The following is a 21,868-nucleotide window of genomic DNA, read 5'->3' on the forward strand; positions in this document are numbered from 1 at the left end:
TTCCGATCTGCCCCCCTCCGGGGCGCCGCCCCGCGCGGGGGGCGCGGCGCCGAACACGCGGCCCCACTGGGCGAGCCGGTCCCGGCCCTCGGCGAGCAGCAGCATCAGATAGCCGCCCGCCGCCACCAGGAACCACAGCCAGTCCGGGCCGCCCTGGGACAGCCCGGCGGCCACCGAGTACAGCGCGAGCAGCGGCAGCCCGGCGGGCGCGGCGCTGCGGAAGGTCACCGCGAGGGTGTCCACCAGCAGGCCGATCAGCAGCACACCGCCGATCAGCAGCAGCCGGATGCCGTCGGTGAGCGGTGCCGGTATGGCGTACTGGCTCACGTCCTGCGCGCCCTGCCGCAGCAGTTCGGTGAGGTACGAGAAGGTGTCGGGGCCAGGGATCACCCCGGCGATCGCGTGCCCGCGGGCGAAGACCAGGGTGAGCAGCAGCAGCGTGACCACCGCCTGCACCAGCACGGTCCCCGTCCGGCCGAGCGGCACCCGCCGGGCCGCCGCGCCCACCCCGCTCTGCACGGCCACCAGCGGCACCAGCTCCAGCAGCCAGGACGGTCCGTTCACCAGCGGCAGCAGCGCGCACGAGGCCATCAAGGTGGCCGCCGCCGCGCACAGCGCCAAGCGCGCCCGCCCGCTCATGCCCGCACCTCCCCGGCCGCCGCGGCCAGGCCCGAGCGCTCCCGGTCCGCCCGCTGCCACAGCTCGTCGAGGGCGGCGCCGCGCGGCACGTCGACCACCGTCCAGCCCGCGTCGCGCAGCAGGTGCAGCCGGTCCGTGCGCGGGTCCCCGGGGCGCGGGGGCGCGGAGGGGTCGCGGGTCCAGGTGGCCGGGTCCAGGACGAAGGCGACGGCGCCGCCGCCGCGCCGGTTCATCCCGGCGACCGTGGTGGCCTGCTCCTCGTCCAGGTCGCCGAGGAAGGCGATCAGCAGGCCCTCGCCGCCGCCGCGCAGCGCGTCATGGGCCCGGGAGAGATCCTCGCCGCCGGAGTGGTCGATCACCGCGAGGGTGTCCAGGATCAGCCCGGCCGCGTCCGCGGCCTCCTGGCCGCCGCCCGCGAAGCCGTCGGCGCTCTCGCCGGGCACCGCGCTGCCGGTGTCGGTCAGCAGCCGTACCGAGAAGCCGCGTTCGAGCAGGTGCACCAGCGCGGAGGCGGCGCCGGAGACGGCCCACTCGAAGGCCGAGTCGGGGCCCGCGCCCGCATAGGCGCCGCCGCGGGTGTCCAGCAGGACGGTGCAGCGGGCGCGCCGGGGCTGTTCCTCGCGGCGCACCATCAGCTCGCCGTAGCGCGCGGTGGAGCGCCAGTGGACGCGGCGCAGATCGTCGCCGTACCGGTAGCCGCGCGGGATCACGTCGTCCTCGCCCGCCAGGGCCAGGGCGCGCCGGTGCCCGTCGCCGTAGCCCTTGGCCTCACCGGCGAACCTGGCCGGGGCCAGCGGGGTCACCCGGGGGATGACGGTGAGGGTGTCGGACTCCGCGAAGGCGCGGGTCAGTTCGCACATCCCGAAGGGGTCGGTGAGGCGCAGCTGGAGCGGGCCCAGCGGATAGCGGCCGCGCAGGTCCGAGCGGACCCGGTAGGACACCTCGCGCCGGCCGCCCGGCTCCATCCGGTCCAGCACGAACCGGGGCCGGGGCCCGAGCACATAGGGCACCCGGTCCTGGAGCATCAGCAGGCCGGTGGGCAGCCGGGAGACGTTGTCCATCCGCAGCCGGACCCGGGCCTCACCGCCGGCCGGGACGCGCGCGGGGGACAGCGCGCGGGTGCCGGAGACCCGGTAGCGGGTGCGGTAGAGCACGGTCGCGCAGGTCAGCGGCAGCGCGGCCAGCAGCAGCCCGACGCGCAGCAGTTCGCTCTGGCCCAGCACATAGGCGCAGATCGCGGCGGCGATCCCGGCCGCCAGGAAGGAGCGGCCGCGGGTGGTCAGACCGGCCAGCGCGGTGCGGATCCCGCCCGCCTCCGGGCGCTCGCCCGCCGCCCGCTCCGTCCCCCCGGCGCTCATCACAGACCCCGCGGGGGCTGCTGGGGGTAGGCGGGCACGCCGCGGCCGATGCCGTCGAGTCCGCCGCGCGCGCCCGGGGCCGCGGGCACCGGGGTGCGCTGGAGGATCTCCTGCACCACCTGCTCCGCGCTGCGGCGGTTGAGCTGGGCCTGGGCGGTGGGCAGCAGCCGGTGCGCGAGGACGGAAACGGCGAGTTCCTGGACGTCGTCCGGCAGCGCGTACTCCCGGCCGGCCAGGGCCGCGGACGCCTTCGCGGCGCGCAGCAGATGCAGGGTGGCACGCGGCGAGGCGCCGAGTCTGAGATCGGGGTGGACGCGGGTGGCGGCGACCAGTTCCACCGCGTACCGGCGCACCGGTTCGGCGACGTACACCCCGCGCACCGCGTCGATCAGCTTCACGATCTCGTGGGCGTGTGCCACCGGCTGGAGGTCCTCCAGCGGGTTGGCCCCGCCGTGTACGTCCAGCATCTGGAGCTCGGCCTCCACGCTGGGGTAGCCGACGGAGACACGGGCCATGAAGCGGTCGCGCTGGGCCTCGGGCAGCGGGTAGGTGCCCTCCATCTCGACCGGGTTCTGGGTGGCCACCACCATGAAAGGACTGGGCAGTTCATAGGACTGTCCGTCGATGGTGACCTGGCGCTCCTCCATGGACTCCAGCAGCGCCGACTGGGTCTTGGGCGAGGCGCGGTTGATCTCGTCGCCGATCACGATCTGCGCGAAGACCGCGCCCGGCTTGAACTCGAAGTCGCGTCGCTGCTGGTCCCAGATGGAGACACCGGTGATGTCCGAGGGCAGCAGGTCGGGCGTGAACTGGATGCGCCGCACCGAGCAGTCGATGGACCGCGCCAGCGCCTTGGCGAGCATCGTCTTGCCCACGCCGGGAACGTCCTCGATCAGCAGATGGCCCTCGGCGAGCAGCACGGTCAGCGCGAGTCGTACGACCTCGGGCTTGCCCTCGATCACGCTCTCCACCGAGCCGCGCACCCGTTCCACGGTGGCACTCAGATCGCTGAGGTTGTCTCGACCGTCATAGGTCGTCACCCGGCCCTCCTCGGCCCGTTCTTCCCGGGCCGGCACGCTTGATCACGGCCGGCCCACCCCGAAACACGGACACCACGCGGAAATGGTTCCGCGCGATGTCGCACACCGCATTCTTGCTGCCGTTACCGATTCGTGTCACCGCCTGTGGACAACTGCCCGCACGATGTCGGTCGTACGGCCCTTTCGGGCAGGCTTTCGATACGTTTCGGTGGGGATTGCCTCGGGGGCGGAAGTCGGAACGGAAAGTGCCCCGGGGCGGCCGGGGCGCCGGTCAGGCCGGGTCCACCTCGCGCAGCGCGCCGGTGCGCACGTCGAAGACGAAGCCGCGCACGTCCTCGGTGCTCAGCAGGAACGGCGAGGTGCGCACCCGCTGCATCGACTGCCGTACGTCCTGGTCGACGTCGCGGAAGGACTCCACCGCCCATGCCGGGCGCTGGCCGACCTCCATCTCCAGGTCGTGCCGGAACTCCTCGGTGATGGTCTCCATGCCGCAGCCGGTGTGGTGGATGAGCACCACGCTGCGGGTGCCCAGCGCCCGCTGGCTGATGGTCAGGGAGCGGATGACGTCGTCGGTGACGACCCCGCCCGCGTTGCGGATGGTGTGACAGTCACCCAGCTCCAGGCCGAGGGCGGCATGCAGGTCGAGACGGGCGTCCATGCATGCCACGACGGCGACCTTGAGCACGGGGCGGGCGTCCATGCCGGGATCGGTGAACTCGGCGGCATACCGCTGGTTGGCCTGCACCAGGCGGTCGGTCACAGCGCCACCGCCACTTATGGCGCCTTCGGATCCAGTGGGAACTGCTGCGGAAGTCGACATACTCATGACGTTACTGGTCACTCGTGGACGTGGCCTGCTGTGAGAGCGGACAAAGAACGTCATCGTGGCTTGTTGTGAGCTACCCCATACGGACGGCAAACCAGGGCCGGAAGGGTGAATCCGTTCGAAAGACGGCGTCCGTGCGGAGGCGGTGCGCGACGCGCAGGCCGGTTGATTGACCGTGAGACACCGTGGACTAAAGTGACGCGAAGCGGGAGGCGTGTTTCTCCCTGCTGGTGAAACCCCCGGAGACCCGGCACCCGCCCGGATCCGTCTCCCCGCGTGCGCGGCGCGTACGTACGGCTCGGCCTCCTCCCGCTCCCCGGTCGGCTGACGCTTCCGGCGCCGGCCGCCCCCCTGTTCACGAGCTGGCGGGGGCCCGCGGTGCGCACGGCGCCTCGCCGGAATGAGAGGCCCCCTTGAGCCAGAGTCGACACGTCCCGGTGATGCTCCAGCGGTGCCTGGACCTGCTGGCACCCGCCCTGGAGCGCCCGGGAGCGGTGGTCGTCGACTGCACCCTGGGCCTCGGCGGGCACAGCGAGGCGCTGCTGGCCCGGTTCCCCGAGGCCCGCCTGATCGGCCTCGACCGGGACAAGGAGGCGCTGCGCCTGTCGGGGGAGCGCCTCGCGCCCTTCGGCGAGCGGGCCACCCTGGTGCACGCCGTCTACGACGAACTGCCCGACGTCCTGGAGCGGCTGCGCGTCCCGCGCGTCCAGGGCGTGCTGTTCGACCTCGGCGTGTCCTCCATGCAGCTGGACGAGGCCGACCGCGGCTTCGCCTACGCCCAGGACGCGCCGCTCGACATGCGCATGGACCAGACGACCGGCATGAGCGCCGCCGAGGTCCTCAACACCTACCCGGCGGGCGAACTGGTGCGCATCCTGCGCGCCTACGGCGAGGAGAAGCAGGCCAAGCGGATCGTCGGGGCGATCGTGCGTGAGCGCGAGAAGGAGCCGTTCAGCAACAGCGGCCGCCTGGTGGAGCTGATCCGCGACGCGCTGCCGCAGGCCGCCAAGCGCACCGGCGGCAACCCGGCCAAGCGCACCTTCCAGGCGCTGCGCATCGAGGTCAACGGCGAACTGTCGGTCCTGGAGCGGGCGATCCCGGCGGCCGTGAAGGCCCTCGCCGTCGGCGGGCGTCTCGCCGTGCTGTCGTACCACTCGCTGGAGGACCGGCTGGTCAAACAGGTGTTCGCGGCGGGTGCGGCGAACACCGCGCCGCCCGGACTGCCGGTGGTGCCCGAGCGCTACCAGCCGCGGCTCAAGCTGCTCACCCGCGGTGCCGAACTTCCCACCGAGGAAGAGATCGCCGAGAACCGCCGGGCCGCCCCCGCCAGGCTGCGGGGTGCCGAGCGCATCAGGGAGGACGCCGAGTGAGCCGGACGGGTGGGCTGGTCTCCGGGACCTCGGTCCTCGGAACTCACTGGGGGAGCGGTGCCTAGGAAACCCGAACTGAAAGGGCGGGCCGCGCGGCTCGCCCGGCTCTTCCCGGCCGGCCGCGCCAAGGCCGCCCGCACCCCGTTCGTCCTCCTCGTCGTCCTGCTCCTCGGCGGCGGCCTCATCGGGCTGCTGGTGCTGAACTCCGCTCTGAGCGAGGGTTCGTTCAAACTCGCCGACCTCCAGAAGCGGACCCAGAACCTCACCGACGAGGAACAGGCCCTCCAGCGGGACATCGACGCCTACTCGTCCCCCGACGCCCTGCAGCGCCGGGCCCACGAACTCGGCATGGTCCCCGGCGGCGACCCCGCCTTCCTCGACCCGGACGGCACGGTCAGGGGCGTACCCGGCGCCGCCTCCCCCGCGCCGGCCGTGTTCGAGGGCCCGCCCGCCCCCGAGTCCCTGGAGCTCACCCCGCCGCCCGGCCTGCCGGCCGCCTCCGCCCCGGCCGTCCGGCGCCCGAGCGGCGGGCGGGTGCCCGCCCAGCGCCCGCTGCGGCTCGGCAGCCCCCGGCCCCGGCTGCGCCTGGTCGGCCTCGCCCTCGGCCTGGTGCTGGCCGTCTTCGTCGTACGACTGCTCCAGGTGCAGGCCGTGGAGGCCAGCGCGTACGCGGCGAAGGCCGAGGTCAACCGGTACGTCGTCCATACGCTGGCCGCCGAGCGCGGCGGTATCACCGACCGCGACGGCGTGGCCCTCGCCGTCAGCGAGGACGCCTACGACATCACGGCCGACCCCACGATGTTCAGCGCCAAGCAGCTGAAGATCGCCGATGGACCCGAGCGGGCCGCCGCCCTCCTCGCCCCGATCCTCGGCCAGGACCAGGCCGCCCTGGTCAAGAAGCTGCGGCCCGCCGACAAGAACTCCCGCTACGCGCGGCTCGCCACCCGCCAGACCCCCCAGGTCTGGAAGCAGATCAAGGACCTGAAGTCGGCCCTCGCGCAGAAGACCGGCACCGCCAACGTCCTCGCCGGGGTCTTCGCCGACCCCAGCAGCCAGCGCGTCTACCCCAACGGCGACCTCGCCGCCGGGATACTGGGCTGGGTGAACGCCGAAGGCCAGGGCGGCGGCGGCATCGAGCAGATGCTGGAGAAGCAGCTCGCCGGGAAGAACGGCAAGATCCGCTACGCCCAGTCCGGTGGCCGCGAGGTGCCCACCGCGGGCTCCGCCGAGACGCCCGCCGTGCCCGGCTCCGACGTCGAGCTGACCATCGACCGAGACATCCAGTGGGCGGCCCAGGACGCCATCACCCAGCAGGTGAAGAAGTCCAAGGCCGACCGCGGCTACGTCGTCGTCCAGGACACCCGCACCGGCCAGATCCTCGCCATGGCCGACGCGCCGGGGTTTGACCCCAACGACCTCTCCAAGGCCGACCCGGCCGCCCTCGGCAACGCGGCCGTCCAGGACGCCTACGAGCCCGGCTCCACCGCCAAGGTGATGTCCATGGCCGCCGTCCTCCAGGAGAACGCGGCGACCCCGCTCACCCATGTCGTCGTACCCAACCGGCTGCACCGCGGCGACCGGCTCTTCCAGGACGACGTCGACCACGCCACCTGGGACCTCACGCTCAACGGCGTGCTCGCCAAGTCCAGCAACATCGGCACCATCCTCGCCACCGGCCAGCTCGGCAAGACCCAGCCGCAGGCCAACCAGGTCCTCTACTCCTACCTGCGCAAGTTCGGCATCGGCGGCTACACCGGGCTGCACTTCCCCGGCGAGACCCCGGGCATCCTGGCGCCGCCGCAGAAGTGGTCCACCTCGCAGCAGTACACGATCCCTTTCGGCCAGGGCTTCTCCATCAACGCCCTCCAGGCCGCGTCCGTGTACTCGACCATCGCCAACGGCGGCGTCCGCGTCCAGCCGAGCCTGATCCGCGGTACCAAGGGGCCCGACGGCCGGTTCACCCCCGCGGCCAAGCCCGAGGAGACCAGGGTCGTCAGCGCGAAGACCGCCAAGTCGGTCGCCGAGATGCTGGAGTCCGTGGTCGACGACGAGCAGGGCACCGGCATCTCCGCCCGGATCCCCGGCTACAACGTCGCCGGTAAGACCGGCACCGCCAACCGAGTGGATCCGGCCACCGGCAGATATCGCGGCTACACCTCGTCCTTCGCCGGTTTCGCCCCCGCGGACAAGCCCCGCATCACGGTCTACTGCGCCATCCAGAACGCCACCTCGGGCGGCTACTTCGGCGGCCAGATCTGCGGGCCTATCTACAAGAAGGTCATGGAGTTCGCCCTGAAGACCCTCCAGGTCCCGCCCACCGGCGCGCCGCCCGCGAACCTGCCGGTCGCCTACAAGCCCTGACCAGCACCGAAAGCACAGGATCCAGCCAGTGACAACGATCACCCCAGGACCCGGGAACCACGCGGAGCCCGAGCCCTCGCTTCGCTCCGAGGGCGGTACGCCCGGTACGCTCACCGCCGTGCCACACGCTGATCAGTCCCAAACCACCCAGAAGGGCGCTTCCGTGACATATCCGGGACCGCCGCGACCGGTCCACGTCTCCGCCACACCCCTCGCGGAGCTGGCCGATCAGCTGGGTGCCGTCGCCCCGGACGCCACCGCCGAGATCACCGGGATCACCCACGACTCGCGCGCCGTCCGCCCCGGCGACCTGTACGCCGCCCTGCCGGGCGCCCGCCTGCACGGCGCCGACTTCGTCACCCAGGCCGCCGGCCTCGGCGCGACCGCCGTGCTCACCGACCCGACCGGCGCCGGGCGCGCCGCCGCGACCGGACTGCCGGTCCTGGTGGTGCCCGACCCGCGGGCCCGGATGGGCGAACTGGCCACCACCATCTACGGCCACCCGGGGCGCGACCTGCTCCAGATCGGCATCACCGGCACCTCCGGCAAGACCACCACGGCCTACCTGGTCGAGGGCGGCCTGCGGACCGCGAAGGCCACCGGCCTGATCGGCACCGTCGAGATGCGCATCGGCGACGAGCGCATCAAGTCCGAGCGCACCACCCCCGAAGCCACCGACCTCCAGGCCCTGTTCGCCGTCATGCGCGAACGCGGCGTCGAGGCGGTCGCCATGGAGGTCTCCAGCCACGCCCTGGTCCTCGGCCGGGTCGACGGCTGCGTCTTCGACATCGCGGTCTTCACCAACCTCAGCCCGGAACACATGGAGTTCCACTCCGGCATGGAGGACTACTTCCAGGCCAAGGCGCAGCTCTTCACGCCGAAACGCAGCAAACTCGGCGTCGTCAACGTGGACGACGAGTACGGCCGCCGCCTCGCCGCCGAGGCCACCGTCCCCGTCGTCACCTTCTCCGCCGAGGGCCACCCGGACGCCGACTGGCGCGCCGAGCACGTCCACGTGGGCCCGCTGGACTCGACGTTCACCGTCCTCGGCCCGAACGGCGAGCGGGTGCAGGCCAGGTCGCCGCTGGCCGGCCCCTTCAACGTGGCGAACACCCTCGCCGCCGTCGTCGCCCTCGCCGCGGCCGGGCTCGACGCGCAGACCGCCGCCGACGGCATCGCCGCCGTCCCGGGCGTCCCCGGCCGCCTGGAGCGTATCGACGCCGGACAGCCCTACCTCGCGGTCGTGGACTACGCCCACAAGACCGACGCGGTCGAGTCGGTGCTCAAGGCGCTGCGCAAGGTCACCAAGGGCCGGCTGCACATCGTCCTGGGCTGCGGCGGCGACCGCGACCAGACCAAGCGCGCCCCGATGGGCGCCGCCGCGGCCCGGCTCGCCGACACGGCCGTACTGACGTCGGACAACCCACGCTCCGAGGACCCGCTCGCGATCCTCGCGACCATGCTCCAGGGCGCGGCCTCGGTGCCCGCGCACGAGCGCGGCGAGGTGCTCCTCTTCGAGGAGCGGGCCGCCGCCATCGCCGCCGCCGTGGGCCGCGCCCAGGCCGGCGACACCGTACTGGTCGCGGGCAAGGGCCACGAGCAGGGCCAGGACATCGCCGGTGTGGTCCGTCCCTTCGACGACCGCCAGGTGCTTCGCGAAGCTATCCAGAAGACCCAGGGATGAACTTGTGATCGCCCTCTCCCTCGCCGAGATCGCAGCTGTCGTCGGCGGGCAGACGCACGACATACCGGATCCGTCCGTACAGGTCACCGGACCGGTCGTCCGGGACTCCCGGGAAGTGGTGCCCGGCAGCCTGTTCGCCGCGTTCGTCGGCGAGCGCGTGGACGGCCACGACTTCGCACCGCAGGTCGTCGAGGCGGGCGCCGTCGCCGTACTGGCGTCGCGCCCCGTCGGCGTGCCCGCGATCGTGGTCGAGGACGTCCAGAGCGCCCTCGGCGCCCTCGCCCGGCACGTCGTCGCCCGGCTCGGCGCGACCCTCGTCGCCCTGACCGGCTCGGCGGGCAAGACCAGCACCAAGGACCTCATCGCCCAGGTGCTGAGCGGCAAGGCGCCGACGGTGTTCACACCGGGCTCGTTCAACAACGAGATCGGGCTGCCGCTGACCGCCCTCACCGCGACCGAGGAAACCCGTTTCCTGGTCCTGGAGATGGGCGCCCGGGGCATCGGCCACATCCGCTACCTCACCGGCCTCACCCCGCCGCGGATCGGCGTCGTCCTCAACGTCGGCACCGCCCACATCGGCGAGTTCGGCGGTCGCGAGCAGATCGCCCAGGCCAAGGGCGAGATCATCGAGGGGCTGCCCGAGGACGGCGCGGCCGTCCTCAACGCCGACGATCCGCTGGTGCGCGCCATGGCACCGCGTACCAAGGCGAAGGTGATTCTTTTCGGAGAGTCGGCCGAAGCGGACGTACGCGCCGAGAATGTACGACTCACGGACACCGGACAGCCCACCTTCAGGCTTCACACACCCTCCGGTGCATCTGATGTGACCATGCGCCTGTACGGTGAGCATCACGTGTCGAACGCGCTCGCCGCGGCCGCCGTCGCCCATGAACTGGGCATGTCCGCGGAGGAGATCGCCACCGCGCTCTCCGGGGCCGGCTCCCTCTCCCGCTGGCGGATGGAGGTCACCGAGCGCCCGGACGGCGTGACCATCGTCAACGACGCCTACAACGCCAACCCCGAGTCCATGCGGGCCGCCCTTCGGGCACTCGCGGCCATGGGCAACGGACGGCGCACATGGGCGGTGCTCGGCAAGATGGCCGAGCTGGGGGACGAGGCGCTCGCCGAGCACGACGCCGTCGGACGGCTCGCCGTCCGGCTCAACGTCAGCAAGCTCGTCGCCGTCGGGGGGATTGAGGCCTCCTGGCTGCAACTGGGCGCATATAACGAGGGTTCGTGGGGTGAGGAGTCGGTGCACGTGTCCGACGCACAGGCGGCGATCGACCTGTTGCGCAGCGAGTTGCGCCCGGGGGACGTCGTCCTCGTGAAGGCGTCCCGTTCGGTGGGGCTCGAAGGTGTCGCCGCGGCGCTGCTGGAGACCGGTGCCGAGGGTGAGGTTGCCGCCCGATGATGAACCAGATCCTGTTCTCGGGTGTCATTGGCCTCTTCCTCACGCTGGTCGGCACCCCGCTGCTGATCAAGCTGCTGGCCCGCAAGGGCTACGGCCAGTTCATCCGTGACGACGGCCCGCGCGAGCACCTCAGCAAGCGCGGCACGCCGACCATGGGCGGTATCGCCTTCATCTTCGCCACGGTCGCCGCGTACTTCCTGTCCAAGGTGATCGCCGGCAAGTCACCGTCGTTCACCGGTCTGCTGGTGCTCGGCCTGATGGTCGGCATGGGCCTGGTCGGCTTCCTGGACGACTACATCAAGATCGTCAAGCGGCGTTCGCTGGGTCTGCGCGCCAAGGCGAAGATGGCCGGCCAGCTGATCGTCGGCATCTCCTTCGCCGTCCTGGCGCTGATGTTCCCCGACTCCCGCGGCAACACCCCGGCCTCCACCAAGCTGTCGTTCATCACGGACTTCGGCTGGTCGATCGGCCCGGTGCTGTTCGTGATCTGGGCGCTGTTCATGATCCTCGCGATGTCGAACGGCGTGAACCTGACCGACGGTCTGGACGGCCTCGCCACCGGCGCCTCCGTCCTCGTCTTCGGCGCCTACACGTTCATCGGCGTCTGGCAGTACCAGGAGTCCTGCGCCAACGCGCAGACCCTGACCAACCCGGCCGCCTGTTACGAGGTACGCGATCCACTCGACCTCGCCGTGGTCGCCTCCGCGCTGATGGGCTCCTGCCTGGGCTTCCTGTGGTGGAACACCTCCCCGGCGAAGATCTTCATGGGCGACACCGGCTCGCTCGCCCTCGGCGGTGTCCTCACCGGCCTGGCCATCCTCTCCCGCACGGAGCTGCTGGTGGCCATCATGGGCGGCCTGTTCGTCCTCATCACCATGTCGGTCGTCATCCAGGTCGGCTCCTTCCGGCTCACCGGGAAACGCGTCTTCCGGATGGCGCCACTCCAGCACCACTTCGAACTAAAGGGCTGGTCCGAGGTCCTTGTCGTGGTCCGCTTCTGGATCATCCAAGGCATCTGTGTGATCGTCGGACTCGGCCTCTTCTACGCGGGATGGGCAGCGGAAAAGTGACCACCGACTCGGCGCCCTTCGACTTCCGGGGCAAGCACGTCACCGTCGCGGGACTCGGCGTCTCCGGGATCCCGGCGGCCAAGGTGCTGCACGCGCGCGGCGCGATCGTCACCGTCGTCAACGACGGCGACGACGCCCGCGCCCGCGAGCAGGCCGAGGGCCTGGAGGCGCTCGGCATCACCGTGCGCCTGGGTGACGGCGCGACCCTCCCGGAGGGCACCGAGCTGATCGTCACCACCCCCGGCTGGGGGCCCGCCAAGCCGCTCTTCCAGGCGGCCGCCGAGGCGGGCGTGCCGGTCTGGGGCGACGTGGAGCTGGCCTGGCGGCTGCGGGGGCCCGACGCGGCCCCCTGGCTGGCCGTCACCGGCACCAACGGCAAGACCACCACCGTGCAGATGCTCGCCGCCATCCTGAAGGCGGCGGGCCTGCGCACGGCGGCCGTCGGCAACATCGGGGTCTCGCTGCTGGACGCCGTGCTGGGCGAGGAGACGTACGACGTCCTCGCCGTCGAGCTGTCCAGCTACCAGCTGCACTGGGCGCCCTCGCTGCGCGTCCACTCGGCCGCCGTCCTCAACCTCGCGCCCGACCACCTCGACTGGCACGGCTCCATGGCGGCGTACGCGGCCGACAAGGGCCATATCTACGACGGCAACCAGATCGCCTGCGTCTACAACGTGGCCGACCAGGCCACCGAGGACCTGGTGCGCGAGGCCGACGTCGAGGAGGGCTGCCGGGCCATCGGGTTCACCCTCGGCACCCCCGGCCCCTCCCAACTCGGCGTCGTGGACGGCATCCTGGTCGACCGCGCCTTTGTGGAGAACCGGCAGAAAAACGCGCAGGAGCTGGCCGAGGTCTCCGACGTCCGCCCGCCGGCCCCGCACAACATCGCCAACGCCCTCGCGGCGGCGGCCCTCGCCCGCGCCTTCGGGGTGCCCGCCCAGGCCGTACGGGACGGACTGCGCTCCTTCCGGCCGGACGCCCACCGCATCGAGCACGTCGCCGACCTCGACGGCGTGTCCTACGTGGACGACTCCAAGGCCACCAACACCCATGCCGCGCAGGCATCGTTGGCGTCCTACGAGTCGATCGTGTGGATCGCGGGCGGCCTCGCCAAGGGCGCGACCTTCGACGAACTGGTCACCGCCTCGGCGAAGCACCTGCGCGCCGTCGTGCTGATCGGCGCCGACCGGGCCCTGATCCGCGAGGCCCTCGCGCGACACGCCCCGGAAGTACCCGTGGTCGACCTCGACCGGACCGACACTGGGGCGATGCTCCAGGCGGTGACGGAGGCCAGGCGGCTCGCGGTCGCCGGCGACACGGTGCTCCTCGCTCCGGCCTGCGCCTCCATGGACATGTTCACCAACTACAACCAGCGCGGTGACGCGTTCGCGACGGCGGTCGGCGAACTCCGCGCCTGACCCCGGCCGCCCGCCGGGCGGATCCTGGGAGGGACGCGAGGGGCGGCCGACGTCCAGTGGAGGCGCCGATGCCCAGTAGCCGTACCGGAAAGCCCCCTGTGCAGCGGGCGTCCCGGCGTCCCGCCGTCGCCCGTCCCGGGCGCGAGAACCCCGTACAGCGGCTCGTCACGCGCGCCCGGCGGGCCTGGGACCGGCCGCTGACCGCCTATTACCTGATCGTCGGCGGCAGCATGCTGATCACGGTGCTCGGCCTGGTGATGGTCTACTCGGCCTCCCAGGTCACCGCGCTCCAGATGTCGCTGCCCGGCTCGTACTTCTTCCGCAAGCAGCTGCTGGCCGCGGTGATCGGCGGCATCCTGCTGTTCGCGGCCTCCCGGATGCCGGTGAGACTGCACCGGGCGCTCGCCTACCCGATCCTCGCCGGCGCCGTCTTCATGATGGCCCTGGTGCAGGTCCCCGGGATAGGGATGTCGGTCAACGGCAACCAGAACTGGATCTCCCTCGGCGGCTCCTTCCAGATCCAGCCCAGCGAGTTCGGCAAGCTCGCCCTGGTGCTGTGGGGCGCCGATCTGATCGCCCGCAAGCAGGAGCGGAAACTGCTGACCCAGTGGAAGCACATGCTGGTGCCGCTGGTACCGGCCGCCTTCCTGCTGCTCGGACTGATCATGCTCGGCGGCGACATGGGAACCGCGATCATTCTCACAGCGATCCTGTTCGGACTGCTCTGGCTCGCGGGCGCCCCGACCCGGCTGTTCGCGGGCGTGCTCTCGGTCGCGGTCGTGATCGGGGTGATCCTGATCGAGACCAGCCCCAACCGGATGGCCCGCCTGGCCTGCATCGGAGCCACCGAGCCCCGGGCCCAGGGCGCCGACTGCTGGCAGGCCGTGCACGGCATCTACGCGCTGGCCTCCGGCGGGCTCTTCGGCTCCGGGCTCGGCGCGAGTGTGGAAAAATGGGGCCAACTGCCGGAAGCGCACACCGACTTCATCTTCGCGGTCACCGGTGAGGAACTGGGCCTGGCGGGGACACTGTCGGTGCTCGCCCTGTTCGCGGCTCTAGGCTATGCGGGTATCCGCGTGGCCGGACGCACGAAAGACCCCTTCGTGAGGTACGCCGCGGGAGGCGTGACCACCTGGATCATCGCTCAGGCGGTGATCAACATCGGTGCGGTGCTCGGTCTGCTGCCGATCGCCGGTGTCCCGCTCCCGCTGTTCTCCTACGGAGGATCCGCCCTGCTGCCGACCATGTTCGCCATCGGGCTGCTGATCGCGTTCGCGCGCGACGACCCCGCTGCGCGGACGGCGCTTGCGCTGCGGCAACCTCGCTTTGGTAGAAAGCGGGCGGGAGGCTCCGGTGCGGATCGGGGGCCTCGGAGATGGAACACGATGCGACGGCGTGCCTCGGCGGCGCGTTCGTCCGGAGAGCGGTGAATTTCGGTGCATGTCGTACTCGCCGGTGGGGGGACCGCCGGCCACATCGAGCCCGCGCTCGCCCTCGCGGACGCCCTGCGCAGGCAGGACCCGAGCGTGGGGATCACGGCCCTGGGCACGGAGCGTGGCCTGGAGACCCGGCTCGTCCCGGAGCGCGGCTACGAGCTGGCGCTGATCCCCGCGGTGCCGCTGCCACGCAAGCCCACCCCCGAGCTGATCACCGTCCCGGGCCGGCTGCGCGGCACCATCAAGGCCGCCGAGCAGATCCTCGAACGCACCAAGGCGGACGCCGTGGCCGGCTTCGGCGGCTATGTCGCGCTGCCCGCCTACCTCGCCGCCAAGCGGCTCGGCGTGCCCATCGTGATCCACGAGGCCAACGCCCGGCCGGGGCTGGCCAACAAGATCGGGTCCCGGTACGCGGCGCAGGTCGCCGTCTCCACGCCGGACAGCAAGCTGCGCGGCTCCCGCTACATCGGCATCCCGCTGCGCCGCTCCATCGCCACGCTGGACCGCGCGGCCGTGCGCCCGGAGGCCCGGCACCGCTTCGGCCTCGACCCCAACCTGCCCACGCTGCTGGTCTCCGGCGGCTCGCAGGGCGCACGCCGGCTCAACGAGGTCGTCCAGCAGGTCGCCCCGTGGCTCCAGCAGGCCGGTATCCAGATCCTGCACGCGGTCGGTCCGAAGAACGAACTGCCGCATGTCCAGCAGATGCCGGGGATGCCCCCCTACATCCCGGTAAGTTACCTGGACCGGATGGACCTCGCGTACGCCGCGGCCGACATGATGCTCTGCCGCGCGGGCGCGATGACCGTCGCCGAACTCTCCGCCGTCGGACTGCCGGCCGCCTACGTACCGCTGCCCATCGGCAACGGTGAACAGCGGCTGAACGCCCAGCCGGTGGTCAAGGCGGGTGGCGGACTCCTCGTGGACGACGCGGAACTGACGCCCGAGTGGGTGCAGCACCATGTGCTGCCCGTGCTCGCCGACCCGCACCGGCTCTACGAGATGTCGCGCGCCGCCAGCGAGTTCGGCCGCCGGGACGCCGACGAGCTGCTCGTCGGCATGGTGTACGAGGCCATCGCCTCGCGCCGTTAGGACCGTATGACGAAAGGGTAGTGAGGGTGGCTGGACCGACGACTCGTGAACGCGGAGAACGCCAGCAGGAGTCGTCCGGTCCGCCGCTCGCCCGAAGGATAAAGCGACTACGTCTTCGTACGATCGTCATCCTGGCTGTGGCCGTGGTGCTCGTAGCGGCCGGTTCCGTATGGGTGTTGTACGGCTCCTCGTGGCTGCGCGTCGAGCGGGTACCGGTCTCCGGCACCCGGGTGCTGACGCCCGCCGAGGTGCGTGACGCCGCCGCCGTACCGGTGGGGGCGCCCTTGGTGTCGGTCGACACCGATGCCATCGCGGACCGAATGCGCCGCAAACTGCCACGAATTGACACGGTCGACGTGTCCCGTTCCTGGCCGCACGGCATCGAGCTGAAGGTGACCGAGCGAACCGCGGTCCTGCTGGTGCGAAAAGGAAAGAATTTCGTCGAAGTCGACCACAAGGGTGTCCGGTTCGCCACGATCGCGCAGGCGCCCAAGGGCGTCCCGCTGCTGCGGATGTCCGTGTCCTCGTCGGGTTCGGCCGCCGCGAGCCTGCGGCGTTTCGGCACCGACCGGCTGGTGCGCGAGGCGGTCCTGGTGGCCGGCGAACTGCCGGGCCCCGTCAGGCGCCTGACCGGCACCGTCGAGGTGCGCTCCTACGACGACATCCGGCTGGAGCTGGCCGACGGCCGCACCGTCGCCTGGGGGAGCGGGGAGAACGGCCGCGCCAAGGCACGGACCCTCACCGCACTCATGAAAGCAGCTTCCGGTGCACGCCACTTCGACGTCAGCGTTCCCACCGCCCCTGTGTCATCGGCGAGTTGACGCGCATCAGTGCAGGCCAGCACCCTGGTTGGGCACCGCTATGGCTGATCACATAGGGTGAAAAGAAAAACGGGAGGTTCGGCGTGTTCGTTGAACGGGCGCCACTTGTCGACTTAGTGTCCTGTTCAGAAGACTCCAGAGAACAGACACACTGGTAACCCTAAACTTCAGGCTTAGGGTTCGGGTCGGCGCTACGGACCGTCCCATTCGGCATCTGTCGTCACGGCGCGGGCAACCGCCCGCGGCGGCGACGTAATTCGAGGCGAGAGGCCTTCGACGTGGCAGCACCGCAGAACTACCTCGCAGTCATCAAGGTCATCGGTGTCGGCGGCGGTGGTGTCAATGCCATCAACCGGATGATCGAGGTCGGTCTCAAGGGTGTCGAGTTCATCGCCATCAACACCGACGCGCAGGCGCTGTTGATGAGCGACGCCGACGTCAAGCTGGACGTCGGCAGGGAACTCACCCGCGGACTCGGCGCCGGCGCCAACCCGGCCGTCGGCCGCAAGGCCGCCGAGGACCACCGCGAGGAGATCGAGGAGGTCCTCAAGGGGGCCGACATGGTCTTCGTGACCGCCGGTGAGGGCGGCGGCACCGGCACCGGCGGCGCACCCGTCGTGGCCAACATCGCGCGCTCCCTGGGCGCCCTCACCATCGGCGTGGTCACGCGCCCGTTCACCTTCGAGGGGCGGCGCCGCGCGAACCAGGCCGAGGACGGCATCGCGGAGCTGCGCGAAGAGGTCGACACCCTCATCGTCATCCCGAACGACCGGCTGCTGTCCATCTCGGACCGCCAGGTCTCGGTCCTGGACGCCTTCAAGTCCGCCGACCAGGTCCTGCTCTCCGGTGTGCAGGGCATCACCGACCTCATCACCACCCCGGGCCTGATCAACCTGGACTTCGCCGACGTGAAGTCGGTCATGTCCGAGGCCGGTTCGGCCCTCATGGGCATCGGCTCGGCCCGCGGCGACGACCGCGCGGTGGCCGCGGCCGAGATGGCGATCTCCTCGCCGCTCCTGGAGGCGTCCATCGACGGCGCCCGGGGCGTGCTGCTCTCCATCTCCGGCGGCTCCGACCTCGGCCTCTTCGAGATCAACGAGGCGGCCCAGCTGGTCAGCGAGGCCGCCCACCCCGAGGCCAACATCATCTTCGGCGCGGTCATCGACGACGCCCTCGGCGACGAGGTCCGGGTCACCGTGATCGCGGCCGGCTTCGACGGCGGTCAGCCGCCGGCCCGCCGGGAGAACACCCTGGGCGCGGCCGCCACTTCGGCGCCCGCCCGCCGTGAGGAGCCCGCACCGGTACGGCAGTCCGAGAGCCGTCCGTCCTTCGGCTCGCTCGGCAGCGTGAAGCCGAAGGAGGAGCCGGAGCCGGCCCCCGAGCCGGTGGCCGACATCCCGGTCGCGCCGCCGCTCACCCCGGCGCCGCGCCCCGCCTACTCGGACAGCGCGGCCGAGGAACTGGACGTCCCGGACTTCCTGAAGTGATAGGTCGGCGCGAGAGCGTGAGCGGCGCGCACTTCGCCTTCACCGACAGGTGGGGCGGGGTGAGCGCCGCTCCGTATGAGGAGCTGAACCTCGGCGGCGCGGTCGGCGACACGCCCGAGGCGGTAGCGGCCAACAGGAAACTGGCCGCCACCTCGCTCGGCCTGGACCCCGCCCGTGTGGTGTGGATGAACCAGGTGCACGGCGCCGAGGTGGCCGTGGTGGACGAGCCCTGGGGCACCCGGCCGGTGCCGGAGGTCGACGCCCTCGTCACCGCCCGGCGCGGACTCGCCCTCGCGGTCCTCACCGCCGACTGCGTGCCGGTGCTGCTCGCCGACCCCGTCGCCGGGATCGCCGCCGCGGCCCACGCGGGCCGGCCCGGCATGGTCAAGGGGGTCGTCCCCGCCGCCGTACGGGCCATGGTCGAACTCGGCGCCGTGCCCGAGCGGATCGTCGCCCGCACCGGACCGGCCGTCTGCGGCCGGTGCTACGAGGTACCCGAGACCATGCGGGCCGAGGTGGCGGCGGTGGAGCCGACGGCGCACGCTGAAACCAGCTGGGGCACACCGGCGGTCGATGTGAGCGCCGGAGTGCACGCGCAGCTCGACCGGCTCGGGGTGTGCGACCGGGCGCATTCGCCGGTGTGCACGCTGGAGTCGGGGGACCACTTCTCATACCGTCGCGACCGCACCACCGGGCGGCTCGCGGCCTATGTCTGGCTGGACTGATGGGGAATGACGGACCGTAAGACCGAACTCGCCGGGAATCTGGCGAATGTGGAGGAGCGCATCGCCCGCGCCTGCGCCACCGCGGGCCGGCGGCGGGAGGAGGTGACCCTGATCGTGGTCACCAAGACCTACCCGGCGAGCGATGTGCGGATCCTGGCGGAGCTCGGTGTGCGCCATGTCGCCGAGAACCGCGACCAGGACGCCGCGCCGAAGGCGGCGGCTTGTGCCGATCTGCCCCTGAAGTGGCACTTTGTCGGCCAGTTGCAGACCAACAAGGTGCGTTCCGTGGTCGGTTACGCCGATGTCGTGCAGTCGATCGACCGGGCACGGCTCGTCACCGCGCTGTCCAAGGAGGCGGTGCGCGCCGGGCGCGAGCTGGGATGCCTGATCCAGGTCGCGCTCGACGCGGACGCGAGCGGACGGGGAGAGCGCGGGGGCGTGGCCCCCGAAGGAATCGAAGAGTTGGCCGACCTCGTCGCCGGCTCGCCCGGACTGCGGCTCGACGGTCTGATGACCGTGGCTCCGCTCACCGGTGAGTACGCGGGACGCGAACAGGCGGCGTTCGGGCGCCTCATGGATTTGTCGACCGACCTGCGCCGAGCCCATCCGGCTGCAACCATGGTGTCGGCAGGGATGAGTGCGGACCTCGAGCAGGCCGTGGCGGCCGGGGCGACACATGTGCGCGTCGGCACTGCGGTACTCGGTGTCCGTCCCCGGCTCGGGTAACGTCGCCAAGAAGTCGGACCACAGCAGAAAATATGGTCAGTGTTCGCGAAACGGGCACAACGACCGCGTGGATCGCGGGCACTTGGCAGTCGTCAGCCGATCCACCACAGAGCGGAGGACTCAGAGCATGGCCGGCGCGATGCGCAAGATGGCGGTCTACCTCGGCCTCGTGGAGGACGATGGGTACGACGGCCGCGGATTCGACCCCGATGACGATTTCGAGCCCGAGTTGGACCCGGAGCCCGAGCGGGACCACCGGCGGCACGAGCCGCTGCATCAACCGCATGAGGCACATCAGCCCCAAAGGGATGAATCGGTGCGAGTGGTGCAGCCTCCGGCGCCCCGTGAACCGGTGTCCCGGGCGGCTTCGCTACCCGCGGAATCCGGTCGCCCGGCGCGGATCGCGCCCGTGGCGTCCATCACACAAGAACGCCAGTCCCTGGAGAAGAACGCGCCGGTGATCATGCCCAAGGTCGTGTCGGAACGAGAGCCTTACCGGATCACCACATTGCACCCACGGACCTACAACGAGGCCCGTACCATCGGGGAACACTTCCGTGAGGGCACCCCGGTGATCATGAATCTGACTGAGATGGATGACACAGACGCCAAGCGACTTGTCGACTTTGCGGCCGGTTTGGTGTTTGGTCTTCACGGCAGTATCGAGCGGGTGACGCAGAAGGTGTTCCTGTTGTCTCCTGCTAACGTCGATGTCACGGCGGAGGACAAGGCCCGCATCGCAGAGGGCGGGTTCTTCAACCAGAGCTGAGACGCAGACCGGACCGCAGTACGCAAGAGCTCGGAACAGGGGAGAGGGAAACACAGGCCATGGGCGTGTTCGCGCAGGTGATCTACATCGCGCTGATGGTGTTTCTCGTCGTGCTCATCTTCCGGCTGGTCATGGACTACGTCTTCCAGTTCGCCCGCTCATGGCAACCCGGCAAGGCGATGGTGGTCGTACTGGAGGCCACCTACACTGTCACCGATCCACCGCTGAAGCTTCTGCGGCGGTTCATTCCGCCGCTGCGTCTCGGGGGCGTGGCGCTCGACCTGTCCTTCTTCGTACTGATGATCATCGTCTACATTCTCATCGCCATCGTGCAGAACTTCGTGAGATGAGCGTGTGGACGATCCGGTCTTGCCGACTGCCGATGACTACGTTGAGGTGAAGAGATGCCGTTGACCCCCGAGGACGTGCGGAACAAGCAGTTCACGACCGTCCGCCTCCGAGAAGGCTATGACGAGGACGAGGTCGATGCCTTCCTCGATGAGGTCGAAGCCGAACTGACCCGCCTGCTCCGGGAGAACGAGGACCTGCGCGCGAAGCTGGCGGCCGCCACGCGAGCCGCGGCGCAGAACCAGCAGAACTCCCGAAAGCCTTCGGAGCAGGAACAGCAGCAGCAGGGCATGCGAGGTCCCGGCGCTCCGGTACCCGCCGGCATATCGGGCCCGCCGCAGCAGCAGATGGGTGGCCCCATGGGTGGTCCGCCCCAGCTGCCGAGCGGTGCCCCGCAGCTGCCCGCCGGTCCCAGTGGGCAGGGTGGTCCGCAGGGTCCCGGCCCGATGGGCCAGGGTCCGATGGGACAGGGCCCGATGGGCCAAGGCGCCATGGGCCAGGGCTCGATGGGCCAGGGCGGTATGGGTCAGGGCGGCATGGGCCAGGGCCCGATGGGTGGTCAGCCGCCCATGCAGCAGCAGATGGGTGGCCCCATGGGCGGTCCGATGGGTGGCCCGATGGGCGGTCCCATGGGCGGTCCCGGTCAGGGTCCCGGCGGCGACAGCGCCGCCCGTGTCCTCTCGCTGGCCCAGCAGACCGCCGACCAGGCGATCGCCGAGGCCCGCTCCGAGGCCAACAAGATCGTCGGCGAGGCCCGCAGCCGCGCCGAGGGTCTGGAGCGTGACGCCCGTGCCAAGGCCGACGCCCTGGAGCGGGACGCGCAGGAGAAGCACCGCGTCGCGATGGGCTCCCTGGAGTCCGCTCGCGCCACGCTGGAGCGCAAGGTCGAGGACCTGCGCGGCTTCGAACGCGAGTACCGCACGCGCCTGAAGTCGTACCTGGAGTCGCAGCTGCGTCAGCTGGAGACCCAGGCCGACGACTCGCTGGCCCCGCCGCGTACCCCGGCCGCCGCGTCCCTGCCGCCGTCCCCGGCGCCTTCCATGGCTCCGGCCGGTGCGAGTGCCCCGTCCTACGGCGGCAACCAGGCGATGGGTGGTTCGCCCGCCCAGACGTCCGGTCCGTCCTACGGCGGTCAGCAGCAGATGACGCCCGCCATGACCCAGCCGATGGCTCCGGTCCGCCCGCAGGGCCCGTCCCCGATGGGCCAGGCCCCCTCGCCGATGCGCGGTTTCCTGATCGACGAGGACGACAACTGAGCGCCGGCGACGGTGAGTAGTACGCCATAGGCGT

General features: G+C 71.1%; 19 protein-coding genes. 15 read left to right on the forward strand and 4 right to left on the reverse strand.

Features of this window, described 5'->3' with window-relative positions; genetic code table 11:
* The 4 genes from ACLF5H_RS18460 to ACLF5H_RS18475 all read right to left on the reverse strand — a co-directional run.
* On the reverse strand, positions 1-639 hold a 639-nt coding region (locus tag ACLF5H_RS18460), incomplete at its 3' end, for a DUF3488 domain-containing protein (protein ID WP_421677107.1).
* On the reverse strand, positions 636-1,997 hold the full coding sequence (locus ACLF5H_RS18465; RefSeq protein WP_421677108.1) for a DUF58 domain-containing protein: 1,362 nt from the start codon (positions 1,995-1,997) through the stop codon (positions 636-638). The genes ACLF5H_RS18460 and ACLF5H_RS18465, both read right to left, overlap by 4 nt.
* Positions 1,997-3,037 (reverse strand): AAA family ATPase, encoded by a 1,041-nt coding sequence (locus tag ACLF5H_RS18470; RefSeq protein WP_421677109.1) that lies wholly within the window; start codon positions 3,035-3,037, stop codon positions 1,997-1,999. The genes ACLF5H_RS18465 and ACLF5H_RS18470 overlap by 1 nt, the downstream gene beginning before the upstream one ends.
* A gap of 271 nt (positions 3,038-3,308) precedes the next feature.
* Complete coding sequence (locus ACLF5H_RS18475) at positions 3,309-3,857, reverse strand: beta-class carbonic anhydrase (RefSeq protein ID WP_421677110.1); 549 nt, start codon at positions 3,855-3,857, stop codon at positions 3,309-3,311.
* 419 nt (positions 3,858-4,276) lie between these two features.
* Between ACLF5H_RS18475 and rsmH the strand changes: the two genes are divergently transcribed.
* The 15 genes from rsmH (at position 4,277) to ACLF5H_RS18550 (ending at position 21,834) form a co-directional block, all read left to right on the forward strand.
* Entirely contained in the window at positions 4,277-5,233 is a 957-nt protein-coding gene (gene rsmH / locus ACLF5H_RS18480; RefSeq protein WP_421677111.1) for a 16S rRNA (cytosine(1402)-N(4))-methyltransferase RsmH, read from the forward strand.
* Between the two features lie 57 nt (positions 5,234-5,290).
* Positions 5,291-7,594 (forward strand): penicillin-binding transpeptidase domain-containing protein, encoded by a 2,304-nt coding sequence (locus ACLF5H_RS18485; RefSeq protein ID WP_421677112.1) that lies wholly within the window; start codon positions 5,291-5,293, stop codon positions 7,592-7,594.
* 163 nt (positions 7,595-7,757) lie between these two features.
* On the forward strand, positions 7,758-9,278 hold the full coding sequence (locus tag ACLF5H_RS18490) for a UDP-N-acetylmuramoyl-L-alanyl-D-glutamate--2,6-diaminopimelate ligase (RefSeq protein ID WP_421677113.1): 1,521 nt from the start codon (positions 7,758-7,760) through the stop codon (positions 9,276-9,278).
* A gap of 4 nt (positions 9,279-9,282) precedes the next feature.
* A complete protein-coding gene (locus ACLF5H_RS18495; RefSeq protein WP_421677114.1) occupies positions 9,283-10,689 on the forward strand; it encodes a UDP-N-acetylmuramoyl-tripeptide--D-alanyl-D-alanine ligase in 1,407 nt (468 codons plus the stop codon).
* Positions 10,686-11,759 (forward strand): phospho-N-acetylmuramoyl-pentapeptide-transferase, encoded by a 1,074-nt coding sequence (gene mraY / locus ACLF5H_RS18500; protein ID WP_421677115.1) that lies wholly within the window; start codon positions 10,686-10,688, stop codon positions 11,757-11,759. The genes ACLF5H_RS18495 and mraY overlap by 4 nt, the downstream gene beginning before the upstream one ends.
* A complete protein-coding gene (gene murD, locus ACLF5H_RS18505) occupies positions 11,741-13,177 on the forward strand; it encodes a UDP-N-acetylmuramoyl-L-alanine--D-glutamate ligase (RefSeq protein ID WP_421677116.1) in 1,437 nt (478 codons plus the stop codon). The genes mraY and murD overlap by 19 nt, the downstream gene beginning before the upstream one ends.
* 68 nt (positions 13,178-13,245) lie before the next feature.
* A complete protein-coding gene (gene ftsW, locus ACLF5H_RS18510) occupies positions 13,246-14,607 on the forward strand; it encodes a putative lipid II flippase FtsW (protein WP_421677117.1) in 1,362 nt (453 codons plus the stop codon).
* A gap of 6 nt (positions 14,608-14,613) precedes the next feature.
* A complete protein-coding gene (murG, locus tag ACLF5H_RS18515; protein WP_037653096.1) occupies positions 14,614-15,702 on the forward strand; it encodes an undecaprenyldiphospho-muramoylpentapeptide beta-N-acetylglucosaminyltransferase in 1,089 nt (362 codons plus the stop codon).
* 26 nt (positions 15,703-15,728) lie between these two features.
* Entirely contained in the window at positions 15,729-16,523 is a 795-nt protein-coding gene (locus ACLF5H_RS18520; RefSeq protein ID WP_421677118.1) for a cell division protein FtsQ/DivIB, read from the forward strand.
* Positions 16,524-16,801: 278 nt separating this feature from the next.
* Positions 16,802-18,010 carry a cell division protein FtsZ gene (gene ftsZ, locus ACLF5H_RS18525; protein ID WP_421677119.1) on the forward strand — a complete coding sequence of 403 codons (1,209 nt, stop codon included), beginning with the start codon at positions 16,802-16,804 and terminating at the stop codon, positions 18,008-18,010.
* Positions 18,007-18,735: a peptidoglycan editing factor PgeF gene (gene pgeF, locus ACLF5H_RS18530; protein WP_421677120.1), complete on the forward strand. Its 729-nt coding sequence runs from the start codon at positions 18,007-18,009 to the stop codon at positions 18,733-18,735. The genes ftsZ and pgeF overlap by 4 nt, the downstream gene beginning before the upstream one ends.
* Positions 18,736-18,741: 6 nt before the next feature.
* Complete coding sequence (locus tag ACLF5H_RS18535; RefSeq protein ID WP_421677121.1) at positions 18,742-19,461, forward strand: YggS family pyridoxal phosphate-dependent enzyme; 720 nt, start codon at positions 18,742-18,744, stop codon at positions 19,459-19,461.
* A gap of 127 nt (positions 19,462-19,588) precedes the next feature.
* Entirely contained in the window at positions 19,589-20,230 is a 642-nt protein-coding gene (gene sepF / locus ACLF5H_RS18540; protein ID WP_111582403.1) for a cell division protein SepF, read from the forward strand.
* Between the two features lie 59 nt (positions 20,231-20,289).
* Entirely contained in the window at positions 20,290-20,580 is a 291-nt protein-coding gene (locus ACLF5H_RS18545) for a YggT family protein (RefSeq protein ID WP_037653106.1), read from the forward strand.
* A gap of 54 nt (positions 20,581-20,634) precedes the next feature.
* Positions 20,635-21,834 (forward strand): DivIVA domain-containing protein, encoded by a 1,200-nt coding sequence (locus tag ACLF5H_RS18550; RefSeq protein WP_421677122.1) that lies wholly within the window; start codon positions 20,635-20,637, stop codon positions 21,832-21,834.
* Positions 21,835-21,868 lie beyond the last annotated feature (34 nt).

Origin of the sequence: Streptomyces sp. LaBMicrA B280 (assembly GCF_049222185.1) — a bacterium.
In the GTDB taxonomy this organism is placed as follows: Bacteria; Actinomycetota; Actinomycetes; order Streptomycetales; family Streptomycetaceae; genus Streptomyces; species Streptomyces murinus.

Bases quoted from the DNA above. Each gene is read 5' to 3' on its own strand.
- ACLF5H_RS18465 (WP_421677108.1), bottom strand. From the start codon at position 1,997: ATGAGCGCCGGGGGGACGGAGCGGGCGGCGGGCGAGCGCCCGGAGGCG.
- ACLF5H_RS18475 (WP_421677110.1), bottom strand. From the start codon at position 3,857: ATGTCGACTTCCGCAGCAGTTCCCACTGGATCCGAAGGCGCCATAAGT.
- mraY (WP_421677115.1), top strand. From the start codon at position 10,686: ATGATGAACCAGATCCTGTTCTCGGGTGTCATTGGCCTCTTCCTCACG.
- murD (WP_421677116.1), top strand. From the start codon at position 11,741: ATGGGCAGCGGAAAAGTGACCACCGACTCGGCGCCCTTCGACTTCCGG.
- ftsW (WP_421677117.1), top strand. From the start codon at position 13,246: ATGCCCAGTAGCCGTACCGGAAAGCCCCCTGTGCAGCGGGCGTCCCGG.
- ACLF5H_RS18535 (WP_421677121.1), top strand. From the start codon at position 18,742: ATGACGGACCGTAAGACCGAACTCGCCGGGAATCTGGCGAATGTGGAG.
- sepF (WP_111582403.1), top strand. From the start codon at position 19,589: ATGGCCGGCGCGATGCGCAAGATGGCGGTCTACCTCGGCCTCGTGGAG.
- ACLF5H_RS18545 (WP_037653106.1), top strand. From the start codon at position 20,290: ATGGGCGTGTTCGCGCAGGTGATCTACATCGCGCTGATGGTGTTTCTC.
- ACLF5H_RS18550 (WP_421677122.1), top strand. From the start codon at position 20,635: ATGCCGTTGACCCCCGAGGACGTGCGGAACAAGCAGTTCACGACCGTC.